Consider the following 18,341-nt stretch of genomic DNA (forward strand, 5'->3'; position numbering starts at 1 on the left):
CCTTCGCTGCGGCCTTCGCCGCCGTACGGGCCACGACCTTCACCGCGCCCTTCGCCGCCGAAACCGCCACGGCCCTGGCCGCCACCGGCACCGGGCTTGGGCTTGCCGAACGGACGGCCCTGGCCGCCAGCACCCGGACCGCGTGCGCCGGGGCCACGGGCAGCGCCCGGGCCGGCATTGCGGTGGTTGCTGGGGCCGGTGCTGACGCCATCGGGCACGTACCAGCTGCGGAACGCGGCCGGGTTGCCTTCCGGCAGGGCACGGCTGTTCTTGTCCTGGCGCTGCTTGAACGGACGCTGCGACTGCTTGGCCGCGGCTTCGCCGCTGACGGTCAGGCCGCCCTTGAAACCGCCGCCCTTGCCGCCACGGCCACGGCCGCGGTCTTCGCGCACATTGTCGAAGCGGCGCAGTTCGCGGCCTTCATCGGCCACGTTGTTGCCGTTGACGTAGGCATTGCCACGGCCACCTTCGCGCGACACGCGCACGGTGGTCTTGGCGGCGCGGCGCTGGCCGATCACCGGCTGCAGGGTCAGCGCCGACGGCGCGCCTTCTTCCAGCTTCAGTTCGGCGCGCAGCTGTTCGACCTGCTTGGCGGTGAGTTCCTGCGACTGGCCGCGCAGCAGTTCGCGCGGCAGGCTGATCTTGCCGTAGCGGGTGCGCTTCAGGCGGCTCACCTGGCAGCCCTGCGATTCCCACAGGCGGCGCACTTCGCGGTTGCGGCCTTCCTTCACCACGACGCGGAACCAGTCGTGCGAATCGGTGCCGCCAATGCGTTCGATCTCGTCGAACTTGGCCGGGCCATCATCCAGCGCGACGCCACGGGCGAGGCGGTCGACGATGTTGTCCGGCACCTTTTCCTGGCCTTCCGGGGCGCGCACGCGCACCACGTACTCGCGTTCCACCTCGTACGACGGGTGCATCATGGCGTTGGCCAGTTCACCGTCGGTGGTGGCCAGCAGCAGGCCGGTGGTGTTGATGTCGAGGCGGCCGATGGCGATCCAGCGCGCGCCCTTCAGGGCCGGCAGCGCTTCGAACACGGTCGGGCGACCTTCGGGATCTTCGCGGGTGGTCACTTCGCCTTCCGGCTTGTTGTAGGCCAGCACGCGCGAGGTTTCGGTCAGCGCGGTGGCAACGAAGCCACGGCCGTCCAGTTCAACCTTGTCGCCGCTCTTGATCGACTGGCCGGTCTGGGCCACTTCGCCGTTGACCTTGACCAGGCCGTCAGCAATGCGCTGTTCCAGCGCGCGGCGCGAGCCGAGGCCGGCCTGGGCCAGCACCTTGTGCAGGCGCTCTTCGAGCTTGGGCTGTTCGGTAGCGGTTTCGCGCTTGAGCGAAAGCTTGTTCAACGACAGCTTGCGGGGGGTGTCACTCATTTACTTGGCTCCGGCCGGCGACGTTTCGTCGGCCTCTGGTTCGGGATCGGCTTCGTCAACAGCCACGGTCGTCGTCGCGACGGCGTTGTTTTCGGTTTCGTTCGGATGCGCCGCGCGTGTTCCCGGCGCGGTATCGGGTTCGTCGTCGCCGTCGGGGAGTGACGGCAACGCGTTGAATTCGGGGTCGTGCGTATTGTCGGCGTCTTCGTCGCTTTGCGCCAGTCGGGCGGAGAAGCGGTCGAGGCGGTTCATGCGGCGGGTGTCGCCGGTGTCGGCGGCGCCGGCGGCGTCCGGCGCGGCCGGCGCATCCGGGGCATCGGTGTCGCCATCGCCATCGGCGTCGTTGGCGGCCGCGTCGATGTCGCCATCGCCTTCGCCTTCGCCTTCGCCATCGCCTTCGGCATCACCCGTGGCCACGCCGGCGGCGATCTTCCCGGCCGGCTGGCCGTCGCTGTCCAGCGGCAGCTGCGGTTCCAGTTCACCCAGGTCGCGCAGTTCCGACAGCGGCGGCAGTTCATCCAGGCGCTTCAGCCCGAAGTAGTCCAGGAAGCCCTTGGTAGTGCCGAACAGCGCCGGCTTGCCGGGCACGTCGCGGTGGCCCACCACGCGGATCCACTCGCGCTCTTCCAGTGCCTGGATGATGTTGCTGCTCACTGCCACGCCACGCACCTGTTCGATTTCGCCGCGGGTGATCGGCTGGCGGTAGGCGATCAGCGCCAGGGTTTCCAGGGTGGCGCGGGTGTAGCGGGTCTTGCGTTCGGTCCACAGCCGGGTGATGTAGCCGTGCACTTCATTGGTGACCTGGAAGCGGAAGCCGGAGGCGACCTCGACCAGTTCCACGCCGCGGTCGGCGCAGCCGTCGCGCAGGATTTCCAGTGCGCGCTCGATGCTGCCCGGCGGTGCCGGTTCCTCTTCCGGGAACAGACCCTGCAGCTGGGCGAGGGTGAGCGGCTGGCTGGAAGCCAGCAGCGCGCCTTCGACAATGCGGTTGATCAGCGGTTGATCCATGCGGAATCGGGACTCACTCGGGTTCGTTGGCGGCGTCGTTGTCGTCGAACTCGCTGTTGAACTGCAGCGGTTCGTTGGTGTTGCCCAGGGCCAGCGACTTGACGTAGATCGGGGCCAGCGGGGCTTCCTGCACGATGTCCAGCAGCTGCTCCTTGGCCAGTTCCAGCAGGGCCAGGAAGGTGACCAGCACGCCGAGCTTGCCTTCCTCGGCGGTGAACAGCGTTTCAAAGCGGTAGAACTTGCCGTCTTCCAGGCGGCCCAGCACGTCGCCCATGCGCTGGCGCACACTCAGCGCCTCGCGCTTGATGGCGTGGCCGGTGAACAGCTCGGCGCGCTTGAGCACGTCGTGCAGGGCCAGCAGCATCTCCTTCAGATCCACCGGCGGCGGCAGCTTCACCGCGGCACGGTCGGGCACGAAGGCATGGGCCAGGCTGGTGTCGCGGTCCTGGCGGGGCAGGGCGTCGATATCCTCGGCAGCCTGCTTGAAACGTTCGTACTCCTGCAGCCGGCGCACCAGTTCCGCACGCGGGTCGGCCTCTTCGCCTTCGGCGCTGGGCGGGCGCGGCAGCAGCATGCGCGACTTCACCTCCGCCAGGATCGCCGCCATCACCAGGTACTCGGCGGCCAGCTCGAAGCGCAGCTCCTGCATCACATTGATGTATTCCACGTACTGCCGGGTGATCTCGGCGACGGGGATGTCCAGGATGTCCAGGTTCTGCCGGCGGATCAGGTACAGCAGCAGGTCCAGCGGGCCTTCGAAGGCATCCAGGATGACTTCCAGTGCATCCGGCGGAATGTACAGGTCCTGCGGAATCTGCAGAACCGGCTGCCCATGCACCACGGCCAGCGGCATTTCCTGCTGCTGCGGGGCGGTCGGCCGGGTTTGCGGGTTCGCGTCGGACGCGAGTTCGGAAGTCATCAAGCGTGATGTCTGGATTGCATCGGACCGTTCGCCGCACCCATACGCCACCGGACAGGCCGGAAGCAGCAACAGAAGCGGCATGGCACGCCAGGACCGGCGTGGTTTCCACACTACAAACAGCAAGGCGCGCCGCAGGGGGCAGCGACTGGACTACTAAGGAGGTCGTCTACGTGTGCTGGTGTGGGGCAGCGGGTCGATCGTCGGTGGGCGAACTGGCCGGAACCGACGGGGCTGCTGCGTCCAGCCACGTGCAATGACGTGAAGAGTAAGCGCTATCCACGGCAGTGTCCAGTCGGGGCGGGTAGAATTCAGCCGTTTGTTAAGTTCACCCCCTGGAGCTGCCTGTGTTGTATGTGATTGAAGGCTATGACGGTACCGACGTGCTGGCTGCCCGGCTGGCCGCGCGCCCGGCCCACCTGGCCCGTCTGACCGCCCTGCGTGATGAAGGCCGGCTGGTGCTGGCCGGTCCATGCCCGGCGATCGACAGTGAAGACCCGGGCCCGGCGGGCTTCAGTGGCAGCGTGGTGATTGCCGAATTCGCCTCGCTCGAGGCCGCCCAGGACTGGGCCGCCGCCGACCCCTACGTGGACGCCGGCGTTTATGTGCGCACCGAAGTGCGCCCGTTCCGCAGGGTGCTGCCATGAATGCCGGGCGGGTGGAGCGCATCCGCGCCGCGCTGCAGGCGGCGTTGGCCCCGGAACTGCTGGAGATCGAGGACGACAGCCACCGCCACGCCGGCCATGCCGGGGCGAGGGACGGGCGCGGGCATTTCAATGTGCATATCGTCAGCGCGGCCTTCGAGGGCAAGTTGCCGCTGGCGCGCCATCGGGCGGTCTACGCCGCGCTGGGCACGATGATGGACACCGATATCCACGCGCTGTCCATTCGCGCCGAGACGCCGGTCACAAAACCCTGAAACCCTTGTCCTGCCTTGTCCTGGCAAGTCCCGGGACGTCCCCCACAAGACACGCCGAGGTTACGACCGTGCGACATTCACCTAACGTAGTGTTTACATCGGGGTTTGAAAACGCTTACATTCCGCGCCAAGCCCAGATCTCTAAGCCGTGGAGGGCGGCGAAGTGAACAAGGCAGCGATCACCATCAAGGATGTCGCGCGGGAAGCCCGTGTCTCTGTGGCCACGGTTTCGCGCGCACTCAACGGGCATGAAAACGTCGCCGAGCCGGTGCGCAAGCTGGTGCTGGAGGTGGCTGCGCGCCTGCGCTACACCCCGCATGCGGCGGCCCGCAGCCTGAGCAGCCGCCGCACCAATACGGTCGGGGTGGTGCTGCCGGACCTGTACGGCGAATTCTTCTCTGAACTGATGCGCGGCATCGACCAGGTGGCCCGGGCCCGTCGCCAGCACCTGCTGGTGTCCAGCTACCACGGCGACCAGGAGCAGCAGGGGGCCGCCCTGCGCGCCATGCGCGGCCGCGTCGACGGGCTGCTGGTGCTTTCCCCGTATGCGGAAAGCCCGGATTTCCTCACCGACAACCTGCCGCAGTCCTTGCCGACGGTGCTGATCAACACCTATCTGCCCGGCGAAGACCACCCGGTGCTGAGCATCGACGACCATGCCGGTGCGGTGGCGATGACCCGTCATCTGCTGGATGCCGGCCACCGTCGCATTGCCTTCATTGCCGGCCCGGATCTGAATTTTGATGCGCGCGAACGCCTGCGCGGCTTCCGTGATGCGATTGCCGATTTTGGCAATGGCGCGGAAGGTATCGAACTGCCCGGCGACTTCGATGAAGCCTCGGGCCATCGCGCCGGACAGGAACTGTTGGCGGCTGGCGCACTGCCGGATGCGGTGTTCGCGGCCAACGACATGATGGCGCTCGGTTGCCTGTATGCCTTCGCTCAAGCGGGCGTGCGCGTGCCGGCCGATGTGGCGCTTGCAGGCTTCGATGACATTCCACTGGCGCGCTTCGTTCACCCTTCGTTGACAACGATGCAGGTGAGTATCGCTGAGCTTGGCGATAAGGCGATGACGCGTCTGCTGCAGTTGATGGATGGCAACAACACGGAAACGGCAGGGGACAAGCACACGCTTGTGCCTCGTCTTATCGTGCGCGATTCAAGCGGTACCCGCACCACCTCGTAAACCACGCTGTCATATAAAAAACGAAAGGCGGCCGCAACGACGGCCACCACCACCCGGAGATTTTCGCATGACGTATTCCAATCACCGCACCCGCCAGCCGGCACGTCGCCTGCTGACGAGCGCACTGGTCAGCTGCCTGATGCTGGGCGCAGCCCCGAGCCTGATGGCGCAGTCGGCCACCTCGTCGCTGCGTGGCCAGGTTGCCTCGGCCGAAGCCGGCACCGAAGTGACCGCCACCAACACGGCCACCGGTACCGTCCGCCGCGCCACCACGCGCGCCGATGGCAGCTACTCGCTGATGGGCCTGGACCCGGGCACCTATGACGTGGTCGCCAATGGTCAGACCCAGAAGGTGACGGTGACGGTGGCCTCGACCGCCACGCTGAACTTCAGCGGCGCGCCGGCCAACGGCTCCACCGCCAATGCGACCAACCTGGACACGGTGCACGTGGTTGCGCCGACCCTGCTGCAGGAAGTGCGTACTTCCGAAGTGGGCAAGACCGTCAGCCTGCAGCAGATCCAGACCACCCCGCAGGTGTCGCGCAACTTCCTGGAATTCGCCGACGCGGTGCCGGGCATGATCTTCACCCGTGATGCGAAGGGCAACACCTCGCTGCGCGGCGGTGCGACCAATGCCGACGGTACCAACGTGTACATCGACGGCGTGGGCCAGAAGAGCTACGTCAAGGGCGGCGGCGTGGCCGGCCAGTCCGGCAGCGCGGGCAATCCGTTCCCGCAGCTGGCCATCGGCGAATACAAGGTGATCAGCGGCAACTACAAGGCCGAATATGGCCAGGTTTCCAGCGCGGCCGTGACCGCGGCGACCAAGTCCGGTACCAACGAATTCAAGGGTGAGGCGTTCTACCGCTACACCGACGAAGACATGCGCGCCATGACCCCGGCCGAGCGCCAGGAAGGCAAGCACAAGGAAGTCTCCGCTGAAAAGGAATACGGCTTCGCGTTAGGCGGCCCGATCATCCAGGACAAGGCCCACTTCTTCGTCACCTACGAAGCCAAGCGCTTCGACCTGCCGGTGACCATCGCGCCGGAAGGCTCGGTCACCAACCGCGTCGGCCTGCTGCCGGCTGAAGCCGCCGCCGGCCTGGGCCCGGCCAGCCAGCCGTTCGAGCAGGACCTGATCTTCGCCAAGATCGACTTCGAGCCGACCGACTACGACCGCATCGAACTGACCTTCCAGGACCGCGACGAAACCCAGCAGCAGTTCAGCGGCCAGACCTCGCCGTCGGCCGGCAAGGAAACCATCAATACCGACCGTCGTTACGCGCTGCGCTGGAACCACAGCGGTGAGCGTTTCTACAACGAGCTGATGGTCACCCACGAAGACTCGTTCAACAATCCGTACCCGCTGACCATCGGCCCGGGCATCACCTACACCGCACCGGACGGCACCGACGAGCGCGTGCTGGTCAAGATCGGCGGCGCTTCGGCACTGGATGCGCAGGTGAAGGGTCAGAAGGGCTGGTCGATTGAAGACAACCTGACCCTGAACGGCATCGAGTTCGCCGGCGACCACACCATCAAGATGGGCGCGAAGTACAAGGAAATCGATCTGTACGCCTCCGACGCGGCGCAGATCAATCCGCAGTACTCCTACACCCTGGGCGACCCGGACTTCCCGTCCGACATCCCGTACAAGGCGCAGTTCGTGAAGCCGGTCACCGGCGTCTCCGGCGTGTCCGGTGAAGTGCGTTCGAAGGTGAAGCAGATCGGCCTGTTCATCCAGGACGACTGGCAGGTCAATGACCACCTGCAGCTGAACCTCGGCCTGCGTTGGGATTACGAAAAGAACCCAAGCTACCTCGACTTCGTGACCCCGCCGGAAGTGGTGGCGGCGCTGTACTCGCAGGACCCGCGCGCTGCAGCCGGCCAGACCTATGCGCAGACGCTGGCACTGAGCGGCCTGAACATCAACGATTACATCAGCACCGGCAGCAACCGCAAGGCGTTCAAGGACGCCTGGCAGCCGCGCCTGGGCTTCTCGTATGACATCAACGCCGACGAGATGCACGTGATCCACGGCGGTGCCGGTCGTTCGTATGACCGTGACCTGTTTGACTACCTGCAGCTGGAAACCACCAAGCTGGCCCTGCCGCAGCCGACCGTGTACTTCCGCAACCCGGCCACCGGTGCCTGCTTGAACGGCCAGCCGGCCTGCTTCGACTGGGATCCGGCGCTGATGGGCAACATCCAGGGCCTGCAGGCACTGCTGGGTTCCACCAGCAACGCCGGCCTTGAAGTGGATCTGCTCAACAACAACCTGAAGGCCCCGTACGCGGACCAGTTCAGCCTGGGCATGAGCAACCAGATCGGCGACTGGCTGACCGACGCCACCATCGCCCGTACGCTGACCTATGACGGCTTCGCCTTCACCCTGGGCAACCGTTACCCGACCGGCCAGTTCTTCGACAACCCGCAGCTGTGCGGTGGCACCACGCCGGGCCTGGGCCAGGCATGGAGCTGCAACGTGCCGGGCTTCGGCAGCCTGATCATCGGCCAGCAGGGCATCAAGACCCGTGCGACGCAGGTGCTGCTGTCGGCGCAGAAGCCGTTCACCAAGGAAAGCGGCTGGGGCACCTCGATCGCCTACACCTGGACCACCGCCCGCCACAACCGCGACATCAACGAGCATTACGCGTTTGACCGCGGCGTGATCGGCGACTACCCGACCATCCGTTCCAACGGCGCGCCGCGTCACCGCATCGTGCTGACCGGTTCGTACGCTGGCTTCTGGGACATCACCTTCGGCGGCAAGATCACCCTGGCCACCCCGACTGCCGTCAACGACTGGTACCCGGTCACCCAGGCCAGCGGCTATGACCTGCCGACCCCGGGTGCGGCGGTTGCGCAGGGCAATGGCAAGTTCCTGGTCGGTGGCAAGATCTGGGGCTACCGTTCGGTCGACCTGCAGGCGACGAAGACGTTCAAGATGCCGGGCGATACCGAGCTGTATGCGCGTATCGACATCATCAACGTGTTCAACTTCGACAACTTCTCGAACTTCAATTACACGAAGTCGAACGGGAAGCTGCTGGCCAGCTACAACGAGACCGGCGACATCGTCGGTACGCCGCGCCAGGTGAAGGCCGAAGTGGGCTTCCGCTTCTGATGGACTCCGTGGTGACGCGCATGGCGCGTCACTACGGTGCAGATGGTCGGGTGACGCGCCATGCGCGTCATTCCGAGACGCAGGATCCGTAGTGACGCGCCATGCGCGTCATTCCGGGAAAACCGGCTCCCCAGCGTAGTGACACGCCATGCGTGTCATCGCCAACTGGGGAGAACCGGTTTTTAAAGCGTTTCACCTGTAAACGATTTCACTCCACGTACCGGTATGCTGACGTGGAAACCGCATTTTCGAGGAGGGCAGGCACGATGAAGGCAACGCGCGTATTGGCAATGGCAGTGCTGGCAGTGGCCGTGGCAGGCTGCAAGCCGCAGGCAGAACCCACGCCCGCCAAACCCAAGCCGCCGGTGATCCTGATCGAAGCCGATGCCCCCCCGCGCCCGATGAAACCGGAACTGCCGCCGCTGTTCGATGACATTGAACGCCGCACCTTCCAGTTCTTCTGGGACACCACCAACGAGGTCAACGGGCTCAGCCCGGACCGCTATCCGTCGCGCCCGTTCGCCAGCATCGCAGCGGTGGGCTATGCGCTGACCGCGTATCCGATCGGCGTCGAAAACGGCTGGGTCAGCCGCACCCAGGCGGTGGACCGCACCCTGACCACATTGAAGTTCTTCCGTGACCTGTCCACCGGGCCGCAGCGCACCGGCAAGGGCGGCTACAAAGGCTTCTATTACCACTTCCTGGACATGCAGACCGGCCACCGCTATGACAGCTGGGTGGAGCTGTCCAGCGTGGACACCGCGCTGCTGATGATGGGCGTGCTGTTCGCGCAGTCGTATTACACCGGTGACGACCCGCGCGAGAAAGAAATCCGCGCCATCGCCGATACGCTGTACAAGCGCGTGGACTGGCCGTGGCTGCAGCAGCGCGCGCCGCTGATCTCGATGGGCTGGTTCCCGGAGAGCGGCTTCATCGACCACGACTGGATGGGCTACAACGAAGCCATGATGGTCTACATCCTGGCGCTGGGTTCGCCCACGCACCCGGTCAGCCCGGACGCGTGGACGGTGTGGACCCGCACCTATGACAACGACTGGGGCGTGTTCCAGGGCCAGGAATACCTGTCGTTCGGCCCGTTGTTCGGCCACCAGTACACCCACGTCTGGATCGATTTCCGCGACATCCAGGACGCCTACATGCGCGAGCGGGGCAGCACCTACTTCCTCAACAGCCGTTCGGCGGCCTTGGCGCAGCGCGAATACGCCATTGCCAACCCGATGAACTGGAAGGAGTACGGCGAGAACGTGTGGGGCCTTACTGCCAGCGATGGTCCGCAGAACACCACCCAGGAGTTCCGTGGCGAGCAGCGTCAGTTCCGCCATTACTCGTCGCGTGGCGCGGGCCTGCGCGAGAACTTCGACGACGGCACCATCGCCCCGACCGCCGCCATTTCCTCGGTGGTGTTCGCGCCGGAAGAAGTGATCCCGGCCACGCTGGAAATGCACAAGCGCTACGGCGACTACCTGTATTCCAGCTATGGCTTCCTGGACTCGTTCAACCCCAGCTTCACCTTCGACATTCCGATCAAGACCGGGCGCATGGTGCCCGATCGCGGCTGGGTGGCCAGTGACTACATCGGCATCGACCAGGGCCCGATCCTGACCATGATCGCCAACTACCGCAACGATTTCGTCTGGGACGTGATGAAGACCAATCCGCATATCCGGCGCGGCCTGGAACGTGCCGGCTTCAGCGGTGGCTGGCTGACCCCGGAAGGCGAGGAGATGCCGCTGGAGCTGCAGAAAGATGAGAAGGCGGCCGCCGCCCGTTCGATCGGCATCGCCGAGTCGCGCGCCGCTGCCGCGCAGGAACAGAAAAACAATGCCAACAACAACCGCAGCCAGCCGCAAGGAAAGTAAGCAGTGCCCGTGATTTTGCGTCCCCGAAGGTGGGTGACTTTGTTGCTGCTGGTGATCGGCAGCCTGGTGTTGAGCGCCTGTCGCAAGGAGCCGGAAGGCGTCACCGTGCGTTTCTGGGCGATGGGCCGCGAGGCCGAGGTGGTGAGTGGGCTGATCCGTGAGTTCGAAGCGGAGAACCCGGGCATCCACGTGGATGTACAGAACATTCCGTGGACCGCCGCGCATGAGAAGCTGCTGACCGCGTTCGCCGCCGATGGCCTGCCGGACGTGTGCCAGCTCGGCAACACCTGGATTCCCGAGTTCGCCGAGCTCAACACACTGACCCCGCTGCAGCCCTATGTGGCGCAGTCGAAGGTGGTGGACCCGGCTGACTACTTCCAGGGCATCTGGGACACCAATGTCATCCACGACGAGCTGGTCGGCGTGCCGTGGTACGTGGACACGCGCCTGCTCTACTACCGCAAGGACCTGCTGGCCAAGGCCGGCCATGATCACCCGCCAAAGACCTGGGACGAATGGAACCAGATGATGGCGGACATCAAGAAGATGCAGGGTCCGAACCGCTACGCGGTGCTGATGCCGATCAACGAGTTCGAGCAGCAGCTGTCGTTCGCCCTGCAGCAGCCCGATCCGCTGCTGCGCGACCACGACACCCGCGGCAATTTCCGCAGCCCGGGCTTCCGCCGCACGCTGGCGTTCTACGAGAACATGTTCGCGCAGGGCTGGGCTCCGCGCATGTCCGAAACCCAGATCAGCAATGTCTGGGATGAGTTCTTCCGCGGCTTCAACGTGTTCTATCTGTCCGGGCCGTGGAACATCCGTGAGTTCAAGAAGCTGCAGCCCAAGGAACTGGAAGGGAAGTGGGGCACCGCCGCACTGCCGGGTCCGGATGGCCTGGGCGCGGGTATTGCCGGCGGTACCAGCCTGGTGATCTTCCGCTCCTCGCAGCAGAAGGAAGCGTCGTGGAAGCTGATCGAGTTCCTGTCACGCCCGGATATCCAGCAGCGCTTCCATTCCATCATCGGCGACCTGCCGCCGCGCCGCAGCACCTGGGAACACCCGTCGCTGGCCAACGACCCGCTGGCGCAGCCGTTCCGTGACCAGCTCGAACGCGTGCGCGCCACGCCGAAAGTGCTGGAGTGGGAGCGGATCGTGCAGGAAATGCGCATCGTCACCGAGAAGGTGGTGCGTGGCGGCATGGACCAGGACAAGGCGGTGACCGAGCTGGATGACCGCGTCGACCAGGTGCTGGCCAAGCGCCGCTGGATGTTCGAGCAGCAACAGGCGGCGAAGGCGGAGGTGCAGCCATGAAACAGCGTTCCCTGATCGGCTGGCTGTTCGCCGGCCCGGCGCTGGTGGTGATCGGCGTGTTCTTCGGCCTGCCGGTGGCCTCGGCACTGGCGCTGAGCATCACCGACTTCGACCTGTACGCACTGGCCGACGGTGCCAACCTGCGCTTTGTCGGGCTGGGCAACTACATCGACCTGCTGCAGACCCCGATGTTCTGGAAGTCGCTGTGGAACACCACGTACTTCGTGATCGTCGGCGTGCCGATGTCGATTGCGGTGTCGCTGGGCGCGGCGATGCTGCTCAATGCCCCGGCGGCGCGCTTCAAGGCGCTGTTCCGCACCGCGCTGTTCGCCCCGGTGGTGACCACGTTGGTGGCGGTGGCGGTGATCTGGCGCTACCTGTTCCACACCAGCTACGGGCTGGTGAACTACGGGCTGGGCCAGATCGGCATCGACCCGATTGACTGGCTGGGCGACCCGAACTGGGCGATGCCGACCATCATGCTGTTCGCGGTGTGGAAGAACTTCGGCTACAACATGGTGATCTTCCTGGCTGGCCTGCAGGCGATTCCGCACGACCTGTACGAGGCCGCGCGTATTGACGGGGCTTCGCGCTGGAAGCAGTTCCTGCACATCACCCTGCCGATGCTGGGGCCGGTGCTGCTGGTGGTGGGCGTGATTACCGTTTCCGGCTACTTCCAGCTGTTCGCCGAGCCCTACGTGATGACCCGTGGCGACCCACTGCAGAGCACGGTGAGCGTGCTCTACTTCATGTTTGAAGAAGGCTTCAAGTGGTGGAACCTCGGCCGTGCATCGGCGGTGGCGTTCCTGCTGTTCCTGATCATCCTGGCCGTCACCACCGTGATGCTGCGTTTCGGCCGCAAGAGGCAGTTGGTATGAGTCGTGAAATCGGCCAGTCGCGCTGGCACGCGTGGTGGGTGAACGGGGGGCTGGCAGTGCTGGCCGCCATCAGCCTGGCCCCGCTGCTGTGGATGGTGTCGGTGTCGTTCATGCCGACCGGCGAGGCGGCGCATTTCCCGCCGCCGCTGCTGCCCTCGTCGGTGACCACGAACAACTACCACGAGCTGTTCGCCCGTACCGGCATGGGCAACAACTTCATCAACAGCCTGGGGGTATCGCTGGCGATCACGCTGGGTTCGCTGCTGCTCAACACCATGGCCGGCTATGCGTTCGCCAAGCTGCGCTTCGTCGGCCGCGAGCGCCTGTTCCAGCTGTTGCTGGCGGCGCTGGTGATTCCGGCGCAGGTGGCGATGCTGCCGTTGTTCCTGCTGATGAAGCAGCTGGGGCTGGTGAACAGCTACGGCGGCGTGGTGGTGCCGGCGCTGGCCAGCGTGTTCGGCATCTTCCTGGTGCGCCAGTACGCGCGCTCGATTCCGGACGAACTGCTGGAAGCGGCCCGCATCGACGGGGCAGGGGAGCTGCGGATCTTCTTCCAGATCGTGCTGCCGATGCTCAAGCCGGTGCTGGTGACCCTGTCGATCTTCACCTTCATGGGGGCCTGGAACGATTTCATGTGGCCGTTGATCGTGTTGACCGACCAGGAGCACTACACTTTGCCGGTTGCCCTGGCCACGCTGTCGCGCGAACACATCATGGACGTGGAAATGATGATGGCCGGCGCGGTGGTCACGGTGGTTCCGGTGCTGGCACTGTTCCTGGTGCTGCAGCGCTATTACATCCAAGGTCTGCTGCTGGGGAGTGTCAAAGGGTGAAACGTGCCGTCGTTGCGGTGGGTCTGGTTCTGGGTGCGGTGGTGTCGATGGCGGCGGTGGCAGCACCTCCGGCGGCTCCGGCCGCGGTCAAGGTGCTGGACAGCTTCGACGACATGGGCGCGTGGAAACTGGTGGTGTCCGACCAAGTGAGTGGGTCGCTGCGCAGCGTGGCCGGCAATGGCGGCGGGCGCGCGCTGTGCCTGGACTACAACTTCCATGAGGTGTCCGGCTACGTGGGCATCCGCCGCGAACTGCCGATCAGCTGGCCGGACAATTACCAGCTGGGCTTCCAGATCCGTGGCGACTCGCCGGGCAACGACCTGCAGGTCAAATTGATCGACGCCAGCGGCGACAACGTCTGGTGGGTGAATCGCCCGGGCTACGCCTTCCCCAAGACCTGGACCGGCGTGCAGTACCGCAAGCGCCAGATCGACAAGGCCTGGGGGCCGTCGGCCGAGACCACGCTGAGCAACAGCAAGTCGGTGGAGTTCACCATTTACAGCAAGGTCGGCGGGCGCGGCACGGTGTGCTTCGACCGGCTGACCCTGCAGCCGCTGCCGCCGGTGGATACCTCGACCCTGACCGCTTCGGTGATCGCCGACACCGCCACTGCGTTGCAGGGCCGGCTGGTGGACGGCAAGCCGGACACGGTGTGGATCAGCGGTGGCGTACCCGAACAGACCATCAGCCTGGACCTGCACAAGGTGCGCGAGTTCGGCGGCGCGGTGATCCAGTGGGTGCCGGGGCTGGAGGCCACGCGTTATCTGGTGCGCGCGTCCAGCGACGGGCGCGACTGGAAAACGCTGCGCGAGATCACCGCCGGCGGTGGCGGCGACCGCGACTGGCTGGCGCTGCCGGATACGGAAGCGCGCTACCTGCGTTTCGACCTGCAGGGCGGGCGCAGCTGGCGCTACGGCATTCGTGACATCGCGATCAAGCCGCTGGATTTCGCCGGCACCCCGAATGAGTTCATCGAATCGGTCGGCGCGGATCTGCCGCGCGGATCGGTGCCGCGCGGCTTCAGCGGCGAACAGCCGTACTGGACCCTGCTCGGTCTGGATGGCGGCAAGGAGCAGGCACTGATCGGCGAGGACGGCGCGCTGGAAGTGGCCAAGGCCAGCTTCAGCGTCGAGCCCTTCGTGGTGGTCGACAAGAAGGTGCTGAGCTGGGCGGATGTGGAATCGAAGCAGTCGCTGCAGGACGATTACCTGCCGATTGCCAGCGTCGACTGGACCCACCCCAAGGCTGGCCTGAAGGTCACCGGCTTCGTGCAGGGCACCCCGGACAACGCACAGCTGGTAGGGCGCTACACCCTGCACAACCCGGACAAGGTGGCGCACGAGTACACCCTGGCTCTGGCGGTGCGGCCGTGGCAGGTGAATCCTCCGCGCCAGTTCCTCAATACCGTGGGCGGCTTCAGCCGGATCGACACCCTCGACTTCGAACCTTCCCAGGTGGAAGTGAACGGCAAGCCGCGTGTGTTCCCGCTGCAGCCGGCCGATGCCAGTTTTGCCACCGCATTCGACAGCAAGCTGGACGTGACCCACCTGGCCAGCGGTCATGTGCCCACCACCACCGAAGTGCGTGATGTCACCGGGTTGGCCAGCGGCGCGCTGCTGTACCGCTGGACCCTGCAACCGGGCGAAACCCGCGAGGTGGCGCTGGTGCTGCCGCAGACCGGCAACTGGAGCACGCCGAAGGGCTTCGACGCCGGCAAGGCGCAGCAGCAGGTGGCGGCGATGTGGCGCACCAAGCTGGACCAGGTGACCCTGCAGGTGCCGGCGGCCGGCAAGCCGCTCGCCGATACGTTGCGCACCGCGCTGGCACACATGCTGATCTCGCGGGTGGGGCCGAGCCTGCAGCCGGGTACGCGCTCGTATTCGCGCAGCTGGATCCGCGATGGCGCGATGATTTCCGAAGGGCTGCTGCGGCTGGGTCGCAGCGATGCCGTGCGCGAGTATGTGAACTGGTACGCGCCGTACCAGTTCGAGAACGGCAAGGTGCCGTGCTGCGTGGATGCACGCGGCAGTGACCCGGTGCCGGAGAACGACAGCCATGGCGAGCTGATCTTCAACATTGCCGAGTACTGGCGTTACACCGGCGACACCACCTTCCTGGAACTGATGTGGCCGCATGTGCAGGGCGCATACCAGTACATGGAGCAGCTGCGTCTGAGCGAGCGCACCGAGGAAAACCGTGCGCGCAACCCGGCCTTCTACGGGATGATGCCGGTGTCGATCAGCCACGAGGGCTATTCGGCCAAGCCGATGCATTCGTACTGGGACAACTTCTGGGCGCTTCGGGGCTACAAGGATGCGGCCGATATCGCCGCCGCGCTGGGCAAGCTGGAGGCGATGCAGATCAGTGCCTCGCGCGATGAGTTCCGCGCCGACCTGGATGCATCGCTGCGCGCGGCGGTGGCCCAGCACAACATCGATTACCTGCCGGGCGCGGCCGAGCTGGGCGACTTCGACGCCACCTCGACCACGATCGCGCTGGCCCCAGGTGGGGAGCAGGGCCGCCTGCCGCAGCCGTATCTGAACAACACCTTCGAACGTTACTGGACCCAGTTCGAACAGCGTCGTGACGGCAAGCGTGAGTGGAAGGACTACACCCCGTACGAGTGGCGCAACGTGGCCGCCTTCGTCCGCCTGGGCTGGCGCGACCGGGCCTGGCAGGCGACCGATTTCTTCTTCAAGGACCGTGCGCCGCAGGCCTGGAACCAGTGGGCCGAAGTGGTCTCGCGCACGCCGCGCAAGCCGTTCTTCGTCGGCGACCTGCCACATGCGTGGGTGGCCTCGGACTTCGTGCGTTCGGCGTTGGACATGTTCGCTTACAGCCGCGACGTGGACGACAGCCTGGTGCTGGCGGCGGGTGTGCCGACCCGCTGGCTGGAAGGGAAGGGCGTGGCGATCAAGGGCCTGCGCACCCCGCACGGGCAGTTGAGCTATGCGCTCAGCCGCACCGACAAGGTGCTGACTCTGCAGGTGCAGCCGGGCCTGCTGGCTCCGCAGGGCGGGCTGGTGCTGCCGTGGCCGTTCACCGGTGAACCCGGCGAGGCGACCATCAACGGTGAGCCGGCGCAGTGGGTGAACGGTGAGCTGCGTATTGCGCATGTGCCGGCCACGGTGGAAGTGCAGATCCCGGCAGCGGCGCGGCGCGCCGAACGCAAGGCTCCGTAATGCGGCGGGCGGTGTGCTGGCTGCCGCAGAGGTGGCTGCTGGGGCTTGCCCTGGCCTGGGCCGGTGTCGCTTCGGCGGCCGATACGGGCGCGGCCAGCATGAGCGTGGTGACGTTCAACCTGCACCACGACCGTGAGGACTGGCCGGAACGGCGGCGGGTGATCCAGCGCGAACTGGAGCGGCTGCAGCCCGATGTGATCGCGCTGCAGGAAGTGATCCAGAAGCCGCACGTGCGCAACCAGGCCGCATGGCTGGCGCGCAAGCTGGGCTATGAGTATCTGTTTGTCTCCACTGATCCGCCGGGGCGCTTCAAGCGCTACGGCAATGCGTTGCTGACGCGTCGGCCGATACTGGCGCGGAATGAGCATCTGCTGGCTCCGTTGCGTGATTACCGCACCGTGGGGCACCTGCGCATCGACGTCGATGGGCAGGCGGTGAATGTGTACGCCACGCATCTGAACGAACGTTCGGATGAGGACGGCAAGCGCATTCGTGGCGAGCAGATCGCCGACCTGCTGGCGTTCGTGGCGCGCACGGATGCGGGTGCACCGGTGGTGATTGCCGGCGATTTCAATGCGCAGGTGGATGCGGGCGATCTGAGCCCGTTGCGGCAGCGCTATGGCGACAGCTACGGCAGCGTGCATGTGAACAACGAGCTGGCGCAGGTGAGCACCCTGAACCGGCATTACTTCGATGCACCGCGCCGGATTGACCACGTGTTTTTCCAGCAGGACCAGCTGGTGGCGCGTGAGGCGAGGTTGCTGTTCGATGAGCCGTATGCCGAAGGGCGCTGGGCATCCGACCATTACGGGGTGTGGACGCGGCTGCAGTTCGCGCCGGGATTGTGATCCCCCGTCATCCGATCTGACGCCCCCGTAGAGCCACGCCCTGCGTGGCTGCGCGTTGCTGAAACAATCGTAGAGCCACGCCCTGCGTGGCTTCGACCATGTTTGGGATCGCGAAGCCACGCAGGGCGTGGCTCTACGGCAGATGGGGTCCCACAAACAAACAGCGGCCTTTCGGCCGCTGTTTGTTTTACCGCGTTCCCCAAAGAATCAGGCCTTGTCAGCCTTGTCCTCGTCCACCTTGGCAGCGGCTTCGGCCTGAGCAAGTTCATCGGTCGGGATGTCCTCGCGGGCTTCGGCCACGGCAGCCTGGGCGGCGGCGTCGGTCGGGGCCGGTTCGGCGGCGGCCGGAGCAGACACGCGTGGCGTGTCACTACCGGGCTGCGTGGTTGCGTCGACCGTGTCCAGCAGGTTCGCCTGCACCGGGCGAACGGTTTCGGTCGGCTGCACGGCTTCCGGCTTCGGCGCTTCGACGGCGACCGGAGCTTCCACCGGCTTCGGCGCTTCCACCACGACCGGGGGTTCCACCGGCTTCGGCGCTTCCACCACGACCGGGGTTTCGACCGGCTTCGGTGCTTCCACCACGACCGGGGTTTCCACCGGCTTCGGGGCTTCCACAGCGACCGGGGTTTCCACCGGCTTCGGTGCTTCCACCACTACCGGAGCCTCAACCGGCTTCGGCGCTTCGGCCACCACCGGTGCCTGCACCGGGGCCGGGCTTTCCACGAACGGCACCGGGTCGTTGTACGACGGCGCAGCTTCTGCCTTCGTTTCGGTGTGACCAGCGGTCACCACCGGGCTGCTGACCACTGCGTGCGGGGCAGCCGCGGCAACCGCTGCCACCGGCGCAGCCGGGCGCGGAGCCGGAGCGGCCGGAGCG

12 protein-coding genes and 2 pseudogenes are annotated in these 18,341 nt (G+C 65.8%); 10 read left to right on the forward strand and 4 right to left on the reverse strand.

Annotated elements, in window-relative coordinates:
- From RT551_RS19140 to RT551_RS19150, 3 genes and pseudogenes are all read right to left on the reverse strand, one after another.
- A partial coding sequence (locus RT551_RS19140) for a pseudouridine synthase (RefSeq protein WP_313461422.1) occupies window positions 1-1,373 on the reverse strand: 1,373 nt, incomplete at its 3' end.
- A pseudogene (gene scpB, locus RT551_RS19145) lies at window positions 1,366-2,381 on the reverse strand (SMC-Scp complex subunit ScpB). The pseudogene scpB and the gene RT551_RS19140, both read right to left, overlap by 8 nt.
- A 13-nt stretch (window positions 2,382-2,394) precedes the next feature.
- Window positions 2,395-3,300 carry a ScpA family protein gene (locus RT551_RS19150; protein ID WP_313461424.1) on the reverse strand — a complete coding sequence of 302 codons (906 nt, stop codon included), beginning with the start codon at window positions 3,298-3,300 and terminating at the stop codon, window positions 2,395-2,397.
- A 347-nt stretch (window positions 3,301-3,647) separates the two neighbouring features.
- Between RT551_RS19150 and RT551_RS19155 the strand changes: the two genes are divergently transcribed.
- The 10 genes from RT551_RS19155 to RT551_RS19200 all read left to right on the forward strand — a co-directional run bounded on the left by RT551_RS19155 (window position 3,648) and on the right by RT551_RS19200 (window position 17,464).
- Complete coding sequence (locus tag RT551_RS19155) at window positions 3,648-3,947, forward strand: YciI family protein (protein WP_313461426.1); 300 nt, start codon at window positions 3,648-3,650, stop codon at window positions 3,945-3,947.
- On the forward strand, window positions 3,944-4,219 hold the full coding sequence (locus tag RT551_RS19160; protein WP_313461428.1) for a BolA family protein: 276 nt from the start codon (window positions 3,944-3,946) through the stop codon (window positions 4,217-4,219). Before RT551_RS19155 ends, RT551_RS19160 begins: the two co-directional genes overlap by 4 nt.
- 148 nt (window positions 4,220-4,367) lie before the next feature.
- Window positions 4,368-5,405, forward strand: coding sequence for a LacI family DNA-binding transcriptional regulator (locus RT551_RS19165; RefSeq protein WP_282294777.1), 1,038 nt, complete (start codon window positions 4,368-4,370; stop codon window positions 5,403-5,405).
- A gap of 67 nt (window positions 5,406-5,472) precedes the next feature.
- Window positions 5,473-8,532, forward strand: coding sequence for a TonB-dependent receptor (locus RT551_RS19170; RefSeq protein WP_313461431.1), 3,060 nt, complete (start codon window positions 5,473-5,475; stop codon window positions 8,530-8,532).
- Between the two features lie 266 nt (window positions 8,533-8,798).
- Window positions 8,799-10,412, forward strand: coding sequence for a glucoamylase family protein (locus RT551_RS19175; RefSeq protein ID WP_313461433.1), 1,614 nt, complete (start codon window positions 8,799-8,801; stop codon window positions 10,410-10,412).
- Window positions 10,413-10,445: 33 nt separating this feature from the next.
- Entirely contained in the window at window positions 10,446-11,723 is a 1,278-nt protein-coding gene (locus RT551_RS19180; protein WP_313461435.1) for a sugar ABC transporter substrate-binding protein, read from the forward strand.
- Complete coding sequence (locus RT551_RS19185) at window positions 11,720-12,601, forward strand: sugar ABC transporter permease (protein ID WP_125361205.1); 882 nt, start codon at window positions 11,720-11,722, stop codon at window positions 12,599-12,601. The genes RT551_RS19180 and RT551_RS19185 overlap by 4 nt, the downstream gene beginning before the upstream one ends.
- The gene (locus RT551_RS19190; protein WP_125361206.1) at window positions 12,598-13,434 is read left to right on the forward strand and encodes a carbohydrate ABC transporter permease; all 837 of its coding nucleotides are present in this window, start codon (window positions 12,598-12,600) and stop codon (window positions 13,432-13,434) included. The genes RT551_RS19185 and RT551_RS19190 overlap by 4 nt, the downstream gene beginning before the upstream one ends.
- 47 nt (window positions 13,435-13,481) lie before the next feature.
- The gene (locus tag RT551_RS19195; protein WP_313461440.1) at window positions 13,482-16,616 is read left to right on the forward strand and encodes a discoidin domain-containing protein; all 3,135 of its coding nucleotides are present in this window, start codon (window positions 13,482-13,484) and stop codon (window positions 16,614-16,616) included.
- Window positions 16,616-17,464 (forward strand): endonuclease/exonuclease/phosphatase family protein, encoded by an 849-nt coding sequence (locus RT551_RS19200; protein ID WP_313461438.1) that lies wholly within the window; start codon window positions 16,616-16,618, stop codon window positions 17,462-17,464. Before RT551_RS19195 ends, RT551_RS19200 begins: the two co-directional genes overlap by 1 nt.
- A 207-nt stretch (window positions 17,465-17,671) precedes the next feature.
- On the opposite strand, the pseudogene RT551_RS19205 reads toward RT551_RS19200, so the two are convergent.
- Window positions 17,672-18,341 (reverse strand): annotated as a pseudogene (locus tag RT551_RS19205) (hypothetical protein); the annotation flags it as partial.

The sequence above is a fragment of the Stenotrophomonas sp. genome, from assembly GCF_032103445.1.
Lineage (GTDB): Bacteria > Pseudomonadota > Gammaproteobacteria > Xanthomonadales > Xanthomonadaceae > Stenotrophomonas.